Origin of the sequence: [Bacillus] enclensis (genome assembly GCF_001456935.1) — a bacterium.
In the GTDB taxonomy this organism is placed as follows: Bacteria; Bacillota; Bacilli; order Bacillales; family Bacillaceae_B; genus Rossellomorea; species Rossellomorea enclensis.
In genome coordinates this window covers 978486-996744 of the sequence record NZ_KQ758483.1, presented here as the reverse complement: position 1 = coordinate 996744, position 18259 = coordinate 978486, and the positions used below count along the sequence as shown (strand labels likewise).

Sequence of the window (18259 nt, the reverse complement as noted above, 5' to 3'; positions counted from 1 at the left end):
AAGGAGGTGTTGTTCGTGAATATGTATTGGAGAGAAATGAAAGCGCACCGTAAATCGTTGATCATCTGGTGCATCGGTATGTCGGCGCTTATTGCCGCAGGGATGAGTGAATTTGGTGCTTTCACTTCTTCAGGCCAGTCGATGAATGACTTGATGGAAAGCATGCCGAAAGCCATGCAATCCTTTATGGGCGGAGGCGGTTTGGATCTATCAACGGCAATCGGATACTATGGTTTGCTGTTCCTTTACATCATCCTCATGGCAACGATTCATGCAGCGATGCTTGGCGCAACGATCCTTTCTAAAGAAGAAAGGGATAAGACAGTGGAATTTTTATTTGTGAAGCCGGTGACCCGGAGGAAGGTAGTAGCAGTGAAGATGCTGGCGGCAGCGACAAATGTGCTGATCCTGACACTTGTAACATGGGGAGTTTCCATCTTGATCGCAGGACATTACAGCGAAGGAGAAAACGTAACAGGCAGCATCGGAAGGCTGATGCTGGGGATGCTGATTCTTCAACTGCTGTTCATAGTTACAGGAACTGTTGTAGCTGCCGTGAGTAAACGGCCCGGTAAAGCTTCAGTCATTGCAACCGGTATTCTGCTTGCCGCTTTTTTCTTGTCATTTGCGATTGATTTAAGTGAAAAGCTGGAGGCGTTGAAATTCCTAACTCCGTTTAAATATTTTGAAGCCAGAAACATTTTAGACGGCGGTCTGGAACCTGCTTATGTCATTCTGTCTGCCCTGTTGACCATACTATTCGGCACTGCGACATTCTGGTTCTATAAGAAGCGTGATTTAAAGGTTTAGAGGTAGGTGAATGGACGTCAAAACAGGCAAACTCGGGTTTGCCTGTTTTTTTACTATAAAAAACTGCCAGGCGATGGAATAACCCACACGAAAGGCAGTTGAAAATTAACTATTGATAATCCATTGTAAGTGTAATAGAATAAAACAGAAACGCTTTTATAAAAGGGGTGATTAGCACACTTCCTCAATAATAATTATATAACATACGAGCTTGTTGTGTCAACCTTATAGTTTTAAAAAAAGGAGTGCTTAAATGAATCCTCAAATGCGCCAGGAACAAGACCGCGTCAAACGTGTAATTGAAATCATTGATGAACAGATAAAAATCCTCGAAAATGATACCGGCCGGCGTCAGGATGAAGTCGTAGAAATCCGCAGGAACTTCTGGGATGAAGTGAAGATCAATACGGATACATTCGATGATTTTCTTGAGACAGTGTTAAGTTTGAGGCAGCAGGCACAAGTCCTGACTGTTAGTCAAAGTACGCACAGGCAGGCGGTGAAAAAACTGTCATCCCTCCGTCGAATGAAGGAAAAACCATATTTCGGCCGCATTGATTTTCATGAAGAAGGGGAAACGTCCAATGAGGATATATATATTGGAATAGGGTCGCTGACTGACAAAACAGGAGAGGATTTTCTTGTTTATGATTGGCGTGCCCCTATTTCAAGTGTGTACTACGATTATCCCCCAGGACCTGCAGAATTCGAAACACCTGGCGGCACGATAGAAGGGGAATTGATGAAAAAGTGGCAATATATCATAAAAGACGGGACATTGGAATCCATGTTCGATACGAGCCTCACAATCGGGGATGAAGTCCTGCAGCAGGTGCTCGGGAAGAGGACCGACAACTATATGCATAACATCGTCGCCACCATCCAGCAAAAACAAAACCAGATCATCAGGCATGACAGCGGGAGGCTGCTCATTGTCCACGGAGCAGCAGGCAGCGGCAAAACTTCTGCAGCCCTTCAAAGAATAGCCTATTTGCTCTATAAATACCGGAATAACCTGCATGCAGATCAAATTATCCTGTTCTCCCCGAATGCCATGTTCAGCAGCTATGTGTCCAATGTACTGCCGGAACTAGGTGAGGAAAATATGGAACAGGTGACGTTCCAGGATTATCTGAACCACCGTCTCAGTGATGAATTTGATGTGGAAGATCCATATCAACAGCTTGAATATGTACTGCTTCATAAAGAAGACGACAAATACAATGTCCGGACAAATGCTATTATGTTCAAAGCATCAAACCAATTCTTCGAATTGATTAAATCCTACAGGCACTCCCTCGAAAAGGCCGGTATGATATTCAAGGGAATCAGGTTCAGAGGTGAATCAATCGTCACTAGTGAACAGATCTCGGAACGCTTTTATTCTTATGAACCAACCATTAAATTCCACAATCGGATCGAGTTGCTGACCGATTGGCTGAAAGACCAGCTGAAAGCAGCAGAGAAGCGGGAACGGACGAAGCCGTGGGTGGAAGAAAAAATCGAACTGCTGAGTAAAGAGGAATATCAAAAAGCGTTCAAATATCTAAACAGAAAAAACGATCCGAAAGAAGGGTCATTCAGAAACTATGACGAGGAGAAAGAAGCACTGACCCGGATGATCGTCAGAAAGAGATTCAGGGGACTGCGAAGAAAGATAGAAAATCTCCAATTTATTGATACAAAAGCAATATACAAACAACTATTCACAAATCCATCAATCATAGAACCCTTGACGGAGGATGCCCTTCCGGAAGATTGGGATGACATGAGCCGCTTCACAGCGGAGATGCTTTCACAAGGAAAATTGAACTACGAAGATGCAACCCCCTATCTCCTGTTAAAGGAATTGATCCTTGGCTTTCAAATGAATACTTCGATCAAGCATGTAATCATTGACGAAGCCCAGGACTACTCTCCATTTCAATTTGAGTTCCTTAAAAGGCTTTTTCCTGCGGCGAAAATGACCGTACTCGGGGATTTTAACCAGGCGATCTTTGCCCACGCAAGGGAACATGTAAATTTCGAAACCTTGCTGAGCCTTTACGGGGAAGGGGAAACAGACACGATTTTATTGACGCAAAGCTATAGATCCACTAAGCCCATAATTGAATTCACCCGCGGACTGGTACCGCCTGATCGTGAAATCGAGGCTTTTGAACGGGAGGGTGAAACTCCTTCTTTGACCAAAGTGGAGAATCGGAGCGTGCTTCATCAACATATTGAACGGACGATCGAGGAGCTTAAAAAAAGTGGGTACCATTCTATTGCGGTCATATGTAAATCAGCTGCTGAAAGCGAAAATGCGTATTCCGGCCTTACTGGTGTAAAAGATTTAAAAATCATGAAGGCCGGTGCACTCCAATACGAACAGGGGGTGGTTGTGATCCCGACCTACTTAGCCAAAGGAATCGAATTTGATGCCGTGATCATTTACGATGCCTCATCCCGTCAGTACGGAGACGAGAGCCTGCGCCGCTTATTTTATACCGCTTGTACCAGGGCGATGCATGAACTTCATATGTTTAGCGTTGGTGAACCGACTCCTTTTATTGAAAATAATACCGATTACAAGCTCATAGAATAGAGTAAACAAATCGAAGGCACGTCCCGGACTGACGGGGAGCGTGCCTTCTCCTATTTTTATGAGTAAAATTCATTGTAAACCGATCGTTCCTCTGCTAGAATCAACAAAGATTTAGTTACAAGCAGACGGAAAGGTGTTTAATCATGAATCCACAACCAACAGGAAAAGAACGGATCGGGCTCGCATTCCTTCTGGGTATGCTCGGCATCCTGGGTCCTTTGAATATTGATATGTATCTGCCGAGCTTTCCGGGAATAGCGGCTGACTTGCATGCCAGTGCCTCCATGGTGCAGCTCAGCCTGACTGCATGCCTGATCGGGCTGGCTGCAGGGCAGATTGTCATCGGGCCTGTCAGTGATGCCCAGGGTAGAAGAAAGCCTCTATTAATCTCTATTTTTTTATTCGCATTATCGTCCATTCTGTGTGCACTTTCACCGAATATTGTCGTTCTTATTGCCGCACGTTTCATCCAGGGCTTCACTGCTTCAGCGGGGATCGTCCTTTCACGTGCGGTGGTACGGGATGTGTTCAGCGGGAGGGAATTGACTAAATTCTTCGCGTTGTTAATGGTGATTAATGCAACAGCACCAATGATCGCTCCGATTACAGGAGGAGCGATCCTGTTGCTGCCGTTTGCTTCGTGGCATACGATCTTCTATTTTCTTGGACTAGTAGGATTTGTGATCGTCGCAACGATTGCATTGAAGCTGAAGGAGACCCTGCCGGCTGAAAAAAGGATTCCGAGCTCTATCGGCGCTTCGCTTAAAACGATGGGGAGCTTGATGACGGATAGGTCCTTTATCGGTTACGTGCTCACGATCGGACTCATTCACGGCGGAAGCTTTGCCTATGTTGCCGGCACACCGTTTGTGTATCAGGGGATTTATGAAGTATCTCCTCAAGCCTTCAGCATTCTATTTGGCATCAATGGTCTTGCCATCATTTCGGGCAGTTTCATGATCGGTAAATTCAGCGATTTCGTGCCCGAGAGAAACCTGCTCCGGATCGCCGTGATTACAGCAGTAAGCGCGACAACCATCCTACTGATCGCCACGATCATCCAGGGGCCGCTGGCCACACTGGTCATTCCGATCTTTATTTATATGACTTCAATGGGCATGATTTTGACAAGTACTTTCACTCTCGCCATGGAAAAACAGGGACATCGTGCCGGAAGCGCAAGCGCCATGCTTGGCATGCTCCCGCTTGTCATCGGATCCCTCGTAGCACCGCTTGTCGGCATTGATGAAACTACCGCTGTACCGATGGGGGCAGTGCTTTTCTCGACATCTCTCCTTGGTTCAATCGCGTTCTTTACACTCACCGGGAAACGTGAAGCGAAGCGGGACGGGGGGACAGGAACCGCGTCCCGGTAACTTTTGGTCTAAAGCTGCCGATTGGGTGTGTTTGTCGGTGGAATATTAAATGATTTGTGGTAAAAGGATCAAATGTGAATCTCATTTAAGATTATTTTAGAGGAAAGTCTGGATTTAAGAGGGCCATTGAAACGTATTTTTATGAAGTGTGCGAGAGTTACGTTCCATTTTCCAGATTTATGATCCATTTTACGAAAATACGTTCCATTTGCAGGATTTATGATCCAATTTCCAAAAATACGTTCCATTTTTCGATTTTATGATCCTTTAATAATAATTCTAATGTAGTGCAGATGCTCAGGTCCGGCCGCCGATCAGCACAGAAGAGACTAACAGCTTAGACAGTAGAAAACCCCAGAACCAAACGGATCTGGGGTTTTTTACCTATCAACCTGACGCCTATTCCTCCCACCATTTCTCTACGGGGTAAGGCCCTCCATTCAAAACGACCGTTTCACCAATCATCGGAGTAAGAATTTGCACTCCTTCTTTCTGACCGGCTTTTGTCACACGCTCAATCGGGTCTGTCCAGTCATGGAATGATAGAGTGAAGGCCCCCCAGTGGATTGGGAGAAGCAGCTTGCCTTTTACATCTTTATGGGCCTGGATGGTTTCTTCAGGAACCATGTGAATGCCAGCCCATCTGTGATCGTATTGACCGCATTCCATCAAGGTCAGATCAAATGGCCCAAACCGCTCGCCTATCTCCCTGAAATGGGGACCGTATCCGCTGTCTCCGCTGAAAAAGATGGTTGATTCACTTCCTTTAATGATCCAGGAACTCCATAATGTGCTGTTCCTGTCATGCAGACTCCTTCCGGAAAAATGTCTTGCAGGCGCAGCAGCCAATGTGAGCCCCTGAAATTCCACTTCACTCCACCAGTCAAGTTCGGTGACGCTGTCCGGGTCGATGCCCCACCGTTCAAGGTGACTTCCCACCCCGATCGGAACGAAATAATGCCGGACTTTAGCCCGCAGCTTTTGAATGGTCCCGTAATCCAGATGATCATAATGATCGTGTGAGAATAGAACAGCGTCGATTACCGGTAGATCTTTTATTGAAAAAGGTAATCCCCGGCTGAATCTTTTACCTCCTAATCCGAGGAAAGGGGAAGGGCTGTCACCGAACATCGGATCAAGTAGGATCAGCTTTCCATCAATGTCGATCATACATGCAGAATGTCCGAACCATGTCACATTCGTTTTATTGGAAGGGTGGTCCAACATAGGGAAATTTATGTTTGGAAGGCTGTCCCCGGGCTTCAAGTCCTCATTTTTCCTCACCACATCCCGGATCATGGTCAATGAAGATTTCAAGTCCGTATTCATTGAAGTTGGGATTGTATTTTTAAATGAGCCATTAGAAAATTGCGGTGAAAATTCCACCCTGTTTTTAGCGGGTTTCCGGCCGAAAGCGGGGTGCAGTTTGAACAGTAGATAAATGAACAGTACCAACACGCATATGAAAAAAAGAGTGATCATTCAGGTATCCCCTTTTGATTTAGTAACTTTACTATCTCAAATTATCATTACCGTGTCCAAAATGGGAATGCATCAATATGAATTAATATGAGTTAATAGGTCTTAATCCGTAAGTTCTTCATACCACAACCTTGTTTCCTCGGGCGATCCGCCATTAATGAATAGATGTTGACCTTCCACTTTCACATATATATAAGGAGATTCTTTTTTGATGAATAACAGGCTTCTTCCGTAATCTTTGACCTTGAATACGCCCTTAGCCTTCGTTGAAAGCCCAAATCCGTTAATTTTCCATGTGACTTCCGGCATCTCATCGAGCAGTTTGACCGTTTCGATTTTGTCCTTATCCCACGTATCACCATACATGCCCGTAATCTTGAAAGAATCATTGGATACAATCAATTCATTTTTTTGGTAACCGATGAAAGTGAGACCGCCGATTAATGCAAACACAGCGATCATTAGGATAGAACTGATCCAGTAGCTTCGCTTACGTTTGCGTGGTACCTCATATCTTGAAAGATAGATCATCCCGCCCATCAGGAATATCAGCATGAAGCCGAATTGAACCTCCATTGTAAAAGTGAAGGAAGTGAAAGACAATGGAAGAAGTAAGAGCATTCCCGTGGCAGTTAAAAGCAGCAGCGTGCCGTTCTTCTGGGGGTACCCATTCCTGATCAGTTCTGCTTTTTCTTCCTCGGACCTGCCGGCAAATCCTGAAATCAATTCATATACCTTTTTATATCGTATTGCCCATCCAAGTACCGAAAATAGGGCAATGATAAACAATTGAATGCCAATAAGGAGCATCATGTCCATTCCTCCAATGTGAATGATATCTTTATTAATTAATACGAAGATGTAATATAAATGGTTTCAAGTTATGTTATTTTATACTGAAGTATGTTTGAGCGGATAAGAATGAAATATGGTACGTTATAGATACTGAGTCATATTTAAAAAGGGGGAGATCACAAGTGAACAACCGAATTATCATTGATCAGGAACTGCTATCAGAATTACAGCAGCAGACTGAAGTGTTTTGGCCAAATCCAAAGCTCTCATCATTCAAGCGATCAGAGTCAGAGGACATAGTAGAAGCAGAACAAAGGCTTGCAAGATTTGCCCCGTACATAAAAGAAGTATTTCCGGAAACCAGAAACACTGATGGCATTATCGAGTCACCCATTATTAATCTTTCTGGAATGCAGCAGAGGCTGCAAACACATTATCACACAACTATTCCAGGGAAACTGATGTTAAAGTGCGACAACGAGCTGCCGATAGCGGGATCGATCAAGGCACGCGGCGGCATTTATGAAGTATTGAAGCTTGCTGAAACACTGGCATTGGAAAACGGACTGATTCACGAGACGGAAGATTACTCAAAAATGACAGGGGAATCCTTCAGAGAATTTTTTTCTCAATACTCGATAGCAGTAGGCTCGACAGGGAATCTTGCCCTCAGTATCGGCATGATGGGTGCAGCTCTTGGTTTCAAAGTCACCGTCCATATGTCGCAGGATGCAAAGCAATGGAAAAAAGACCTTCTAAGAGAAAAAGGTGTCAACGTCGTAGAACACGAAAACGATTTTTCTCATGCTGTCGAACAGGGCAGGAATCAGTGTTCGAAAGATCCGTCATGTTATTTTATAGATGATGAAAATTCGCGGGATTTGTTCATGGGATATGCGGTGGCAGCATTGAGACTGCAAAAGCAATTCAAACAAGAGGATATTGAAATAGATAAAGAGCATCCTCTGATTGTCTACCTGCCATGCGGAGTCGGCGGGGGGCCAGGGGGAGTAACGTACGGCTTGAAACATGTATTCGGGGACGATGTTCACTGCTATTTTGCTGAGCCGGTGAATTCACCATGCATGCTCCTTGGTCTCTCGACCGGTAAACATGAAGAGATCGCTGTACAGGACATTGGTCTTAGCAATATGACAGAAGCTGACGGACTTGCAGTCGGCCGCCCGTCTGCACTTGCCGGCAGAATGGTGGAAAAGATGCTGAACGGTGTTTACACCGTAAGCGATGAGAACCTTAATAAAATGCTGGCTCTATTATATGACTCGGAGTCCATTTCCCTTGAACCATCCGCCCTGGCAGGCATGCTTGGTCCGGTGCAGTCCCGGCTCAGGCCGCACCTTGAGTCGCTCTCACTTACGCAAAAACAGTTATCCCGGGCTACACATCTTGTATGGGCAACAGGAGGGAACCTGGTCCCGCCATCCATCATGAATGGTTATATCGCTAAAGGCAGGAGACTGCTCTAACCGGGACATAACTATCTACCGCCGTGAAAGTTTAATGAAACCTGATGCTGGGGGAACGATTATTGACAATAAATGGACTCCGGCATATAATGATGATGTAAATTTAATCTTTGTATAGTAAAGGGAGTATGTAATATGTTAGGTGTCGTTCTTAACTAACCGTGAAATGAATACGGACATTTTGCCGGCTTCCACTCTTTCATAAAAAAGGGTGGAATGTACGCTTATTTAACTGTGCCTGCAAAATGTAGTTAAGAACAATGGTCATAGCCTGTACATCCCTTATTTTAGGAGAGCTGTGTCTTTTGTGCACAGCTCTTTTTGTGTGCAGAAGTACGTGGGGCGCTTTTTTTAGCGCTCTCCAAAATAGGCCCTTTGTATACAAGTCGTGAAGACCACAATGGACATTGTTCTGTCTGTTGTGGTCTATTTTTTATTTATTGGAGGAGAAAACATTGAACGAACGAACATTTCAAACATTGGAATTTCACAAAGTGAAACAGGAGCTGTCGAACTTCGCCCTGACAGAAGAAGGAAAAGCAGTATTGTTGAATATGATGCCGTCTGTCAATAAACGACAGATCGAAATGCGGCTGGAGGAGGTGACCGAAGCGGTAAGGATACTTGAAAAAAGTGCTAGTGTACCGATCCATGGCATGGATGGAGTGGAGAAAATCATGGCCAGCCTGAATAAAGGTGTTCCTTTAAGACCTGATGGATTAACAAAACTGTATATCTTCCTTGATACATGCAAAAAGTTAAAGAAATATATGGCCGATAAGCAATTCCTTGCTCCCAGGGTGTCTGCATATGTTTACTCCATTGAAGACATACCGGAAGTCGCAGATGAAATCAATCGCTGCATCCGAAACGGCAGGGTGGATGATTATGCGAGCAGGGAGCTGCTGCGGATACGGAAACAGCTCGCCATTCAAGAGGAAAGGCTGAAGGACAAAGTCCAATCAATCGTTAAGTCGGCCAAATACAGATCACTGCTGCAGGAAGCTATCGTGAGCCAGCGGAATGGCAGGTATGTGATTCCCGTAAAGAAGGAATACAGAGGAAAGGTGAAAGGGTCGGTGCTGGATTCATCTGCATCAGGCTCGACGCTCTATATCGAACCAGAGGAATTGAGCGTGCAGCAGGATCAGCTTCTTCTGTATAAACTTCAGGAAGAACAGGAAATCGAGAACATCCTTTGGGCACTGACAGGGCTGATACAGACATATGAACAGCAGCTCAAGCTGGCCATCGAAACGATGGTTCATTATGATGTCCTTTTTGCCAAGGCTAAATACAGCCGCGCAATTGACGGAGTGAGTGCGGCGGTCAACGAGCATCATTACATTGGCTTGAAGAATGCAGTCCATCCTCTGCTTGGTAAAGGGGCGGTGCCACTGACCATAGAGATGGGGGACTCGTATCATGCTTTGGTGATCACCGGACCGAATACGGGAGGGAAGACCGTCGCCATTAAGACCGTTGGACTGCTCACCCTTATGACTCAGTGCGGTCTTCATATCCCTGCCGATAAGGGCAGTGAAATCAGTATTTTTGATAAAATCTTGCTTGATATCGGCGACGGGCAAAGTCTTGAGCAGAACTTGAGTACTTTCAGCTCTCACTTAAAAAACATCATCGAAATTCTAATGGAAACGAATGACCGTACCCTTGTGCTGCTTGATGAACTCGGTTCAGGTACGGATCCACAGGAAGGTATGGGGCTGGCGACTGCGATCCTCGATCAATTATATGAAAAGGGAGCGACCCTGCTCGCGACCACTCATTACAGTGAAATCAAGCATTTCGCTGAAGAACACGAGGGTTTCATAAACGGGAGCATGGAATTCAACATTGAAACACTTAGACCGACTTACAGGCTCATCGTTGGAAAAGGAGGGGAGAGCCAGGCGTTCTCCATTGCCCTGAAGCTCGGCATGCATCCTTCCATCATTGAAAAAGCGCATAATATTACCTACCGGGAAACCAAAGTGTACAGCAATGATGAACAGGATATTCATGCAAAGAAAGAAATGGAAAAACAAATCATCGTGAACAAGCATAAAAGAAGAGATCGCAGGAATAAGGCACAAGTCAAGCCGTCGGTTCAGCAGTTTTCAAAAGGGGATAATGTAAAAGTATCACCAGGCGGAGATTTCGGCATCATTTACAAAGGACCGGACGACAAGGGACGCTGCATTGTACAAATCAAGGATGAAAAACATGAAATTCCGCATAAACGGTTATCCCTTTATATTTCAGCTGCAGAACTGTACCCGGAAGACTATGATTTTGACATCATTTTCGAAAGTAAAGACAATCGGAAGAAAGATAAACTGATGGGAAAAAAGTTTGTGGAAGGATTGACGATAGATAGGGAATAAGAATAAGAAGTACCGGGCGGGGATGAACCCCTGACCCGGTACTTCTTATTCCTTATCCAACAATTGAAATAATATATATTTCTCATCCTTTGTTTTAGCAACGAGATATTGATCTTGACCCTTTACCCTGAAAATACTGGATCCTTTTGCTAGTGTGTTTGATGAAAAGTTGTCTACCGGATGATATTCCTCATTTATCTGTTTCTTGATCTTTCCAAGTTCATCCCCAAGGATCACCCTTTTTTTCGTATCAATTCTTAAGTATTCTTTTCCTTCAACCACCATCATTGGTCCATACCCGCATAACTCGTATTTTTCCTCTTTACCGATACTGCAGGCACTCATTATCAACATCGTAAGAACACATAATGCCAGTTTCTTCATCCTTATCCCCTTCCATTAACGGTATAGTCATTAATATTCCTACTTGTCTTCATACATGCTGATTTCTTCAGCCGTTCAAATATGTAAGTAAAAGAATCTATGAATAAAGAAATATTTGGTATAATCACTTTATAATACATCCAATGAAAAAGAAGGCAGGGAAGTTTGATGTATACGCCAAAAGAAAGAGAACAGTATTTTACAAGGACCATCCGCACTCTGGAACTATCTGAAAATATCGAAGGAGTCGTCCAGCTTGGATCAGGGGTGGCAGGGTATAAGGATGAACTGTCGGATATTGATTTGATGGTGGCGGCTCCGTCAGTTGCCGATCTGGGGGAAGCAATGTCTTTCTTGCAAAAGCATTTTATGACTATCAATTCTGTTTACATAAAAATATTACAGTTAAGAAAGAATATTTACCTGATCATCGCTTTTTTGAAGAATGGACTGGAATTTAATGTTTCCGTCCTTCCCAGGGAATTATTGAGTGTTAAATCACCACTATGGAAGGTAGTAGTAGATAAAACTGGTAATATATCTGCAAGAATGAAAGATGCCCAGAAACAATTTGAACAATCTGACTATGCGTTCAGTGATGATATCGCATTTGATTTTATGTACAGTATGAGGAAATTCCAGACAGAACTGAAGCGCAGCAATATGATTTATGCCTTGAAAATGCTCGAAACAATGAGGGAACATACCCTGCAGCTCCAAACTTTGATCGAAGGCAAGAAGCTCCATCAGTTCAAGGCGTTCGAGACACTCCAGACGGAATTTATAAGTGAATATCTCAGTACTTACCCAGGGCAGGTCACAGAGGAGCAATTACAAAAAGCAGCTCAAAGATTACAAGATTTATTTATGGACACAATATGCCGAAGCAAGAAACATAGATTGGACGAAAGACTCAACAGTATCCTCCTATAAGAAAACACACCGCCAAAAAATCGGCGGTGTGTCTTAGCGAAAAATATCATTAAAATGGATTCGTTGCCCATTGCAGTGACTGCTTGATAAAAATACGCGGATGCAGTTTCAGCTGCGCTACCATATGTTCGGCCAGATCTTCGGGCTGCATATACTTTTCCGTATCCGCTTCATCCAGTTCATCCCCGAACGTAAGGTCTGTGGCGACAAGACTTGGGTTCAATGTCATCACACGAATGTTATGCTTACGTACTTCCTGCATCAAGGCCTCGGTCATTCCCTGGACCGCAAATTTCGATCCGCTGTAGGCTGTGCTGCCGGCGGTGCCTTTCAAACCGCTGCTTGACGATATATTGATGATATCCCCACGGTTCTTTTCTATCAGTTGAGGCAGGACGGCGCGCGTGACATAATAAGTCCCAAACACATTCACTTCAAACGTCCTTTTCCAATCTTCCGGATCGATTTCTAAAAAATCCCCGTACGTGCCGATACCGGCGTTGTTGATGAGGATATCCGCGGAACCCAATTCATCCTGGAGCGACGCAACTGCCTTTTCCACCTGATCCATTTCAGATATATCCGCCGCAGCCACACTGGCCTTTACACCCAGTGCTCTCGCTTCTTCCGCGACTTGTTTCAAAGCGCTTTCGGTTCGGGCAATCAATCCTACATGGACTCCCTCTCTTGCAAGTTCCAATGCCGTCGCTTTCCCGATGCCTCGTCCGGCTCCTGTAATATACGCAATCTTGCCTTGAATCATTTGTGCCATCCTGGTTACCCCTTTCAGCTTAAGTATCAGGTATAAGTCTACGGGGCAGATAGTGGATAAGCAAATAATCCAACTTGATAACACGATGCTTTCCTGAAGTTCTGTCTTACAAAAAAATTTTGACATTTGAAATCTTTGCTAAACCGCGATAATAATCCTTCAACAATCCGTAATATGTAAAAGGGTCCATTTTCGTCAATTTAGCAGGACTATTTCCGCCGCTTCACGAACCTAAAGATTCAAAGGATCATTCTATTCTAAGGGGAAGGGGGCTAAAAGCCAGAATTTGTCTTTTATTTTCTGAATGTTCCATCTATTTTACGTATTGTAAGTCTATTTCATCACATCATGGACAGAGTGTCTAATGAATCATATGATTTTTCAAACTACAATGATGGTAACCACTCGTCAGTAGTTGAGTTGGGGTTAGGCAGAATCAAGCACTAATAATGGCAGCAAAAGGCATTGAAGTAATTAGTTTATTAACCATCAAATTATAAATTTAGGGGTGTTAACACTATGTCCATCAATAGGGAAAGATTAAAGCAGCACCTGGAGGAACTCGCCGAAATTGGAAAGATCGGAGAAACCGGTGTCTGCCGTCTGGCTCATTCAAAAGAAGACCGCCAGGCAGTGGAAATAGTAAAGGGCTGGATGGAAGATGCGGGATTGACTGCAAGAATCGATGGCTTTGGAAACTTGATAGGCCGGCTGGAGGGATCTGAACCCGAACTTCCGATTCTCATTCTTGGTTCTCATATAGATTCCCAGCCATACGGGGGAAGATTTGACGGGACAGCAGGTGCACTCGGGGCGATTGAAGTCGTACATAGCATGAAAGAGAATGGAATCACACCGGCACGCACAATAGAAGTGATCTGTTTCTCGGATGAGGAAGGGAGTCGTTTTAACAAGGGGATCTTTGGAGTCCGGGGATTGGCAGGAATGATTGAAGAAGGTGAATTGGAACGAAAGGATAAGCAGGGGATGACAAGAAGGGAAGCTCTGAAGGAGTTTGGTGTCGAGCCGGATCTTAGCAAGAGTCCGGTCTACCAAAAAGGGGATATTGCCGCTTTTCTGGAGCTGCATATCGAACAAGGCCCTGTCCTTGAGAATGTAAATAAACCAGTCGGAATCGTTTCCGGGATCTCAGGTCCTATCTGGCTGACGGTCACCCTCGAAGGGTTCGCCGGCCACGCAGGTTCGGTTCCGATGAAAATGAGGCAGGATGCGCTTCTCGGAGCATCCGATATCATTACAAAGTTTGACAGGCTTGTAAAAACAGAAGGCACTGATACAACAGTCGGGACAGTGGGCAGTATGCAGGTATTCCCGAATTCAAGAAACATTATTGCCGAAAAGGTTGAATTCACAGTCGACTTAAGGGATATCGATCTCGAAGCCCGGACAAGGCTGGAAGAAAAACTGTATAAAATTATTGAAGAATCTGCAGCTGAATACAAGCTGAAAGTTGACATTAAAGAAGATACCCGCAGTGAGCCTAGATATTGTGCCGACTGGATCAAAGCCATCATGAAAGAAGAAGACGGAAAGCTAGGGCTGGATTCACCAACTTTGATGAGCGGGCCTTTCCATGATGCATTGATTATGTCCTATATCTCTGACTACGGGATGATCTTCGTCCGCTGCGAAAAAGGGATCAGCCATAATCCGCTTGAATTCGCAGAAATGGATGACATAGAAAAAGGGGTTCAACTGTTATATAAAACCGCATTGCGAATCGCTCAAGGGTGAGCCTGGGGGGACTGGTGCCTTGACCCGCTTCTACTGAACAAGGAAGTCCTGGTCAAAGGACTTGTGAGGAAAGACTGTTGGTTATTGATGGAGTAACATCTCTAAGATATGAGTCAGTGTACCTGTCCCCATGACCCGGATGCGAATATATCAGGAGGTGTTGATGTGAGCGCGACGATGCTTTTTATTAATGGGGAAGTGGTTACGGTAGATTCGGTGTTTTCTGTAATGGAAGCCGTGGCCGTAAAGGATAACAAGATTATCGCGGTGGGAACGAATGAAGAAATCCTTGCCCTTAAGGGTGAAGATACTGACATCATAGATTTAGCGGGCAGAAGTATTCTACCGGGATTTATAGATGCCCATGCCCACCTCGAGCTTTATGGGACAAACAGGCTGGGAGTGAATGGAAAGACAGCTGACAGCATTAGCGAATTAATTGAAAGGTTGAAGGAAAAAGCGAAAACCACCCCGGAAGGAGAATGGATCCGTGGATGGGGCTATAATCAGAATCATTATGCTGAAGGACGGCATCCCACCCGCTGGGATCTCGATGAGGTATCAACGGAGCATCCAATCATCGTTGTCCGGACGTGCGGGCATATTTCCTGTGTAAATAGTAAAGCACTCGAACTGGCAGGGATACATTCTCGGACGGAAGATCCTCCAGGCGGGAAATACGAACGCAAGGCTGGAGAATTGACGGGACTGCTTCTGGAATCTGCTCACATGAATATGTTCCTGTTTGCAAATTATTCCGAGGAAGAGGTTATGCATGGACTGGAACTCGCTTCAAAAGATTTTTTAGTGAAAGGCATCACCAGTGTTCATGATGCCGGAGGCTACGGGCCGGACCACATCCGCTCCCTTTTGAACGCCGTCTCCTCAAAACGGATCAAACAAAGAGTTTATGCCCTGTATGGCTCCCTGCATGACTCCCCTGGAATGGTTGAGATGGGTCTTCAGAGCGGAATAAGGACAGGCCTCGGGGATGAATGGATGAAAATCGGTCCTGCCAAGGTCTTTATTGATGGCAGCAGCAGCGGTCCCACTGCTAAAACAAGGGATCCTTACACAAGTGATCCCAAAGACTCGGGAATCCTATATTTGACACAGGAAGAGTTGAATATGTCTCTTGGAAAAGCCCATCAGGCAGGCTGGCAGATCACAGCGCATGCCATCGGTGACGAAGCCGTCCACATGATGATCGAGGCAGTCAGGTCCGCACTCGAGCACGAACCGAGACAAGACCACCGTCACCGTATCGAACATTCCGGGATGACGCCGCCTGATCTGCTTGTGAAAATGAAAGACCTGAATATCATTCCGATTCCCAACCCTGCATTTATTTATGAGTTTGGGGAGGGATATGTCAGAGATTATGGCGAGCGTGTCAACCACACGTTCCCCTTATGGAGTTTTTCAGAATACGGGATTCCTTTTGCCATTGGTTCCGACAGTCCGATCACAACGGCAGATCCTATTCACGGCATAGTGTCAGCGGTCACAAGAATGTCCAATTCGGGTAAGGAAATCGGCATAGGACAGCGCATCACCGTCCAGGAAGCAATCAAGGCCTATACATGGAACGGTGCATATGCGAGTTTCGAAGAAAACCTGAAAGGCAGCATAGAGCCTGGAAAGCTTGCCGACCTTGTCGTATTGAATGATTCGATTCTGACGTGCGATCATTCGAAACTGCGGGATATAAATGTAGAGCTCACAATTTTAGATGGAAAGATCGAATATGCAGCGAAAAAGGAGGGCGTCATTTGAGTAAAAGTAAATTTACGACTTTATACTGCATTTTTCTGGGAATTCCGTTTTTGCTATTAATCTTCCCGTTTTTTTCACTTGGGAACAGGGCGACACCTGTGGTGATGGGCTTGCCCTTCTCGGTGTTCTGGGTGATTCTGTGGATCATCATTACGTTTTTGATCGTTCTGGCACTCTATCGGATCGATCCCGACAAAGATGAAGAGGAGGCGAACTGATGGCAGATTGGCAGATTGCAATGATCATGATGATAGGCTACCTTGTGGTTGCACTTATCGTTGGAGTGATGGCCGGAAGGGGACATGATAAGACCTCTCTGGATGAATTTACAGTTGCAGGAGGAGGTCTCGGACTGGTTGTCATGTGGTTCTTGATGGGAGGGGCCGTTTTCAGCGCATTTTCTTTCCTCGGCGCCCCGGGCTGGGCTTATTCAAAAGGAGCTCCTGCCCTTTACATTTTGACTTATACCGCGTTTGCTATTCTTCCGTGGTACATCATCGGTCCAAAGATCGGAAAAATCGGCCGGAAGTTCGATATTTACACCGTGGCAGGTTTCATGAAAAAAAGATATGGAGGGAAAACGCTGCCGATTTTGATTGGGATCATCGCACTGCTTGCTTCGATCCAATATCTTGCCACTCAAATGAAGGGAATGGCGTACATCTTCAATATCATGACGGAGGGCCGGATTCCACTCTGGCTGGGTGCCCTGCTAGCATATGGCATCGTGGTCGTTTATGTCGCTACGGGAGGCCTCCGTGCAGCAGCATGGTCTGATGTTTTCCAGGGAATGCTTATGATCATCATTTCCTGGGTCGTCGGTCTTGCCATCGTCAATCAGATGCACGGAAGTATCGGGGACATGTTTTCAAACCTCGTCCGGGATAATCCTCAATTCCTGGAAATCGGCAAAGAAGGTTCGACGATGTCAGGTACGGCCTACACAACAACGATCCTGGTTTCCCTAATCGGATTCTTGATGTGGCCGCATCTTTTTTCTAAATCTTATGCGTCAAATGCACGTACAATCAAGAAAACGGTTCTTGTCTATCCGATCTTTGCCCTTTTCCTGATCCCTTTGTTATTCGTCGGCTTTTCTGCAGTCAACGTTGTGAATCCCGCAGATGTAGGGGCACCTGATGAAATTCTCCCATATTTAATTACCGCTGTACTCAGTCTGCCAGGCTGGGTGTACGGCCTTGTCGGTGCCGGGGCGCTGGCTGCAGCAATGTCGACTGCCGATGCAATCACTCACAGCGCATCACTGGAATTTACGGATGGAGTCATCAAAAACATGAAGCCTGACCTTCCGGATAAAACGACACTATTCCTGATGAGAGCAGGGGTATTCGTAGTGGGTGGACTGGCATACGTCATCACTGTGTTCGGCGGACAGGGGCTCATCGCCCTCCTGCTTGGTGCGTACGGTTCAATCGTCCAATTTGCACCCGGAGTATACGGAGCCCTTTATTCGAAGAAAATAACTGGACCTGCCGTTATCACCGGACTTATCGTCGGTACATTTGTCAATTACTATTATCAGCTCATCGCTGAAACGACTCCGTTTGATATCCATGCCGGCATCCTGGGCTTGATTTGCAATATCGTCATTGTTGTTGTGATAAGCGCCCTCACCCGGCAAACGAGCGGGGAGATGGCAGAGGAGTATCGGAATATTGGATAAATAGGATATGGATGATCCGCACAAAGATAGCAAG

At 45.3% G+C, this 18259-nt stretch carries 14 protein-coding genes; 10 read left to right on the top strand and 4 right to left on the bottom strand.

Annotated features, from left to right (window positions below; genetic code table 11):
* Nucleotides 1–21: 21 nt before the first annotated feature.
* The 3 genes from AS034_RS12585 (at nt 22) to AS034_RS12575 (ending at nt 4773) form a co-directional block, all read left to right on the top strand.
* On the top strand, nt 22–810 hold the full coding sequence (locus AS034_RS12585; RefSeq protein WP_244888154.1) for an ABC transporter permease subunit: 789 nt from the start codon (nt 22–24) through the stop codon (nt 808–810).
* Nucleotides 811–1063: 253 nt separating this feature from the next.
* Complete coding sequence (gene helD, locus AS034_RS12580; RefSeq protein ID WP_058298688.1) at nt 1064–3397, top strand: RNA polymerase recycling motor HelD; 2334 nt, start codon at nt 1064–1066, stop codon at nt 3395–3397.
* 143 nt (nt 3398–3540) lie between these two features.
* Complete coding sequence (locus AS034_RS12575; RefSeq protein ID WP_058298687.1) at nt 3541–4773, top strand: Bcr/CflA family efflux MFS transporter; 1233 nt, start codon at nt 3541–3543, stop codon at nt 4771–4773.
* Between the two features lie 399 nt (nt 4774–5172).
* Here the strand turns inward: AS034_RS12575 and AS034_RS12570 are convergent, their stop codons facing one another.
* Both AS034_RS12570 and AS034_RS12565 read right to left on the bottom strand, forming a co-directional pair.
* Complete coding sequence (locus AS034_RS12570) at nt 5173–6255, bottom strand: MBL fold metallo-hydrolase (RefSeq protein WP_058298686.1); 1083 nt, start codon at nt 6253–6255, stop codon at nt 5173–5175.
* 102 nt (nt 6256–6357) lie between these two features.
* Nucleotides 6358–7068: a DUF3784 domain-containing protein gene (locus tag AS034_RS12565; protein ID WP_058298685.1), complete on the bottom strand. Its 711-nt coding sequence runs from the start codon at nt 7066–7068 to the stop codon at nt 6358–6360.
* Nucleotides 7069–7232: 164 nt separating this feature from the next.
* Between AS034_RS12565 and AS034_RS12560 the strand changes: the two genes are divergently transcribed.
* Nucleotides 7233–8537 carry a D-serine ammonia-lyase gene (locus AS034_RS12560; protein ID WP_058298684.1) on the top strand — a complete coding sequence of 435 codons (1305 nt, stop codon included), beginning with the start codon at nt 7233–7235 and terminating at the stop codon, nt 8535–8537.
* A gap of 455 nt (nt 8538–8992) precedes the next feature.
* Nucleotides 8993–10921 carry an endonuclease MutS2 gene (locus AS034_RS12555; RefSeq protein WP_058298683.1) on the top strand — a complete coding sequence of 643 codons (1929 nt, stop codon included), beginning with the start codon at nt 8993–8995 and terminating at the stop codon, nt 10919–10921.
* 45 nt (nt 10922–10966) lie between these two features.
* On the opposite strand, the gene AS034_RS12550 is transcribed toward AS034_RS12555, so the two are convergent.
* Nucleotides 10967–11305 carry a hypothetical protein gene (locus tag AS034_RS12550; RefSeq protein WP_032088334.1) on the bottom strand — a complete coding sequence of 113 codons (339 nt, stop codon included), beginning with the start codon at nt 11303–11305 and terminating at the stop codon, nt 10967–10969.
* 168 nt (nt 11306–11473) lie between these two features.
* On the opposite strand from AS034_RS12550, the gene AS034_RS12545 reads away from it, so the two are divergent.
* Entirely contained in the window at nt 11474–12238 is a 765-nt protein-coding gene (locus tag AS034_RS12545) for an aminoglycoside 6-adenylyltransferase (protein ID WP_098151206.1), read from the top strand.
* Nucleotides 12239–12287: 49 nt separating this feature from the next.
* On the opposite strand, the gene AS034_RS12540 is transcribed toward AS034_RS12545, so the two are convergent.
* Nucleotides 12288–13010: a 3-ketoacyl-ACP reductase gene (locus tag AS034_RS12540; RefSeq protein WP_032088336.1), complete on the bottom strand. Its 723-nt coding sequence runs from the start codon at nt 13008–13010 to the stop codon at nt 12288–12290.
* Between the two features lie 519 nt (nt 13011–13529).
* Between AS034_RS12540 and AS034_RS12535 the strand changes: the two genes are divergently transcribed.
* The 4 genes from AS034_RS12535 to AS034_RS12520 all read left to right on the top strand — a co-directional run bounded on the left by AS034_RS12535 (nt 13530) and on the right by AS034_RS12520 (nt 18225).
* The gene (locus AS034_RS12535; RefSeq protein WP_032088337.1) at nt 13530–14765 is read left to right on the top strand and encodes a Zn-dependent hydrolase; all 1236 of its coding nucleotides are present in this window, start codon (nt 13530–13532) and stop codon (nt 14763–14765) included.
* Between the two features lie 165 nt (nt 14766–14930).
* Complete coding sequence (locus tag AS034_RS12530) at nt 14931–16541, top strand: amidohydrolase (protein ID WP_032088338.1); 1611 nt, start codon at nt 14931–14933, stop codon at nt 16539–16541.
* Nucleotides 16538–16759 carry a DUF3311 domain-containing protein gene (locus AS034_RS12525; protein ID WP_058298682.1) on the top strand — a complete coding sequence of 74 codons (222 nt, stop codon included), beginning with the start codon at nt 16538–16540 and terminating at the stop codon, nt 16757–16759. The genes AS034_RS12530 and AS034_RS12525 overlap by 4 nt, the downstream gene beginning before the upstream one ends.
* Nucleotides 16759–18225, top strand: a complete 1467-nt coding sequence (locus tag AS034_RS12520; RefSeq protein ID WP_058298681.1) for a sodium:solute symporter family protein — start codon at nt 16759–16761, stop codon at nt 18223–18225. Before AS034_RS12525 ends, AS034_RS12520 begins: the two co-directional genes overlap by 1 nt.
* The last annotated feature ends 34 nt before the right edge of the window (nt 18226–18259 follow it).

Coding starts and splice junctions, on each gene's coding strand:
- AS034_RS12585 (WP_244888154.1), top strand. CDS start 22: ATGTATTGGAGAGAAATGAAAGCGCACCGTAAATCGTTGATCATCTGG.
- helD (WP_058298688.1), top strand. CDS start 1,064: ATGAATCCTCAAATGCGCCAGGAACAAGACCGCGTCAAACGTGTAATT.
- AS034_RS12575 (WP_058298687.1), top strand. CDS start 3,541: ATGAATCCACAACCAACAGGAAAAGAACGGATCGGGCTCGCATTCCTT.
- AS034_RS12570 (WP_058298686.1), bottom strand. CDS start 6,255: ATGATCACTCTTTTTTTCATATGCGTGTTGGTACTGTTCATTTATCTA.
- AS034_RS12565 (WP_058298685.1), bottom strand. CDS start 7,068: ATGATGCTCCTTATTGGCATTCAATTGTTTATCATTGCCCTATTTTCG.
- AS034_RS12550 (WP_032088334.1), bottom strand. CDS start 11,305: ATGAAGAAACTGGCATTATGTGTTCTTACGATGTTGATAATGAGTGCC.
- AS034_RS12545 (WP_098151206.1), top strand. CDS start 11,474: ATGTATACGCCAAAAGAAAGAGAACAGTATTTTACAAGGACCATCCGC.
- AS034_RS12540 (WP_032088336.1), bottom strand. CDS start 13,010: ATGGCACAAATGATTCAAGGCAAGATTGCGTATATTACAGGAGCCGGA.
- AS034_RS12535 (WP_032088337.1), top strand. CDS start 13,530: ATGTCCATCAATAGGGAAAGATTAAAGCAGCACCTGGAGGAACTCGCC.
- AS034_RS12520 (WP_058298681.1), top strand. CDS start 16,759: ATGGCAGATTGGCAGATTGCAATGATCATGATGATAGGCTACCTTGTG.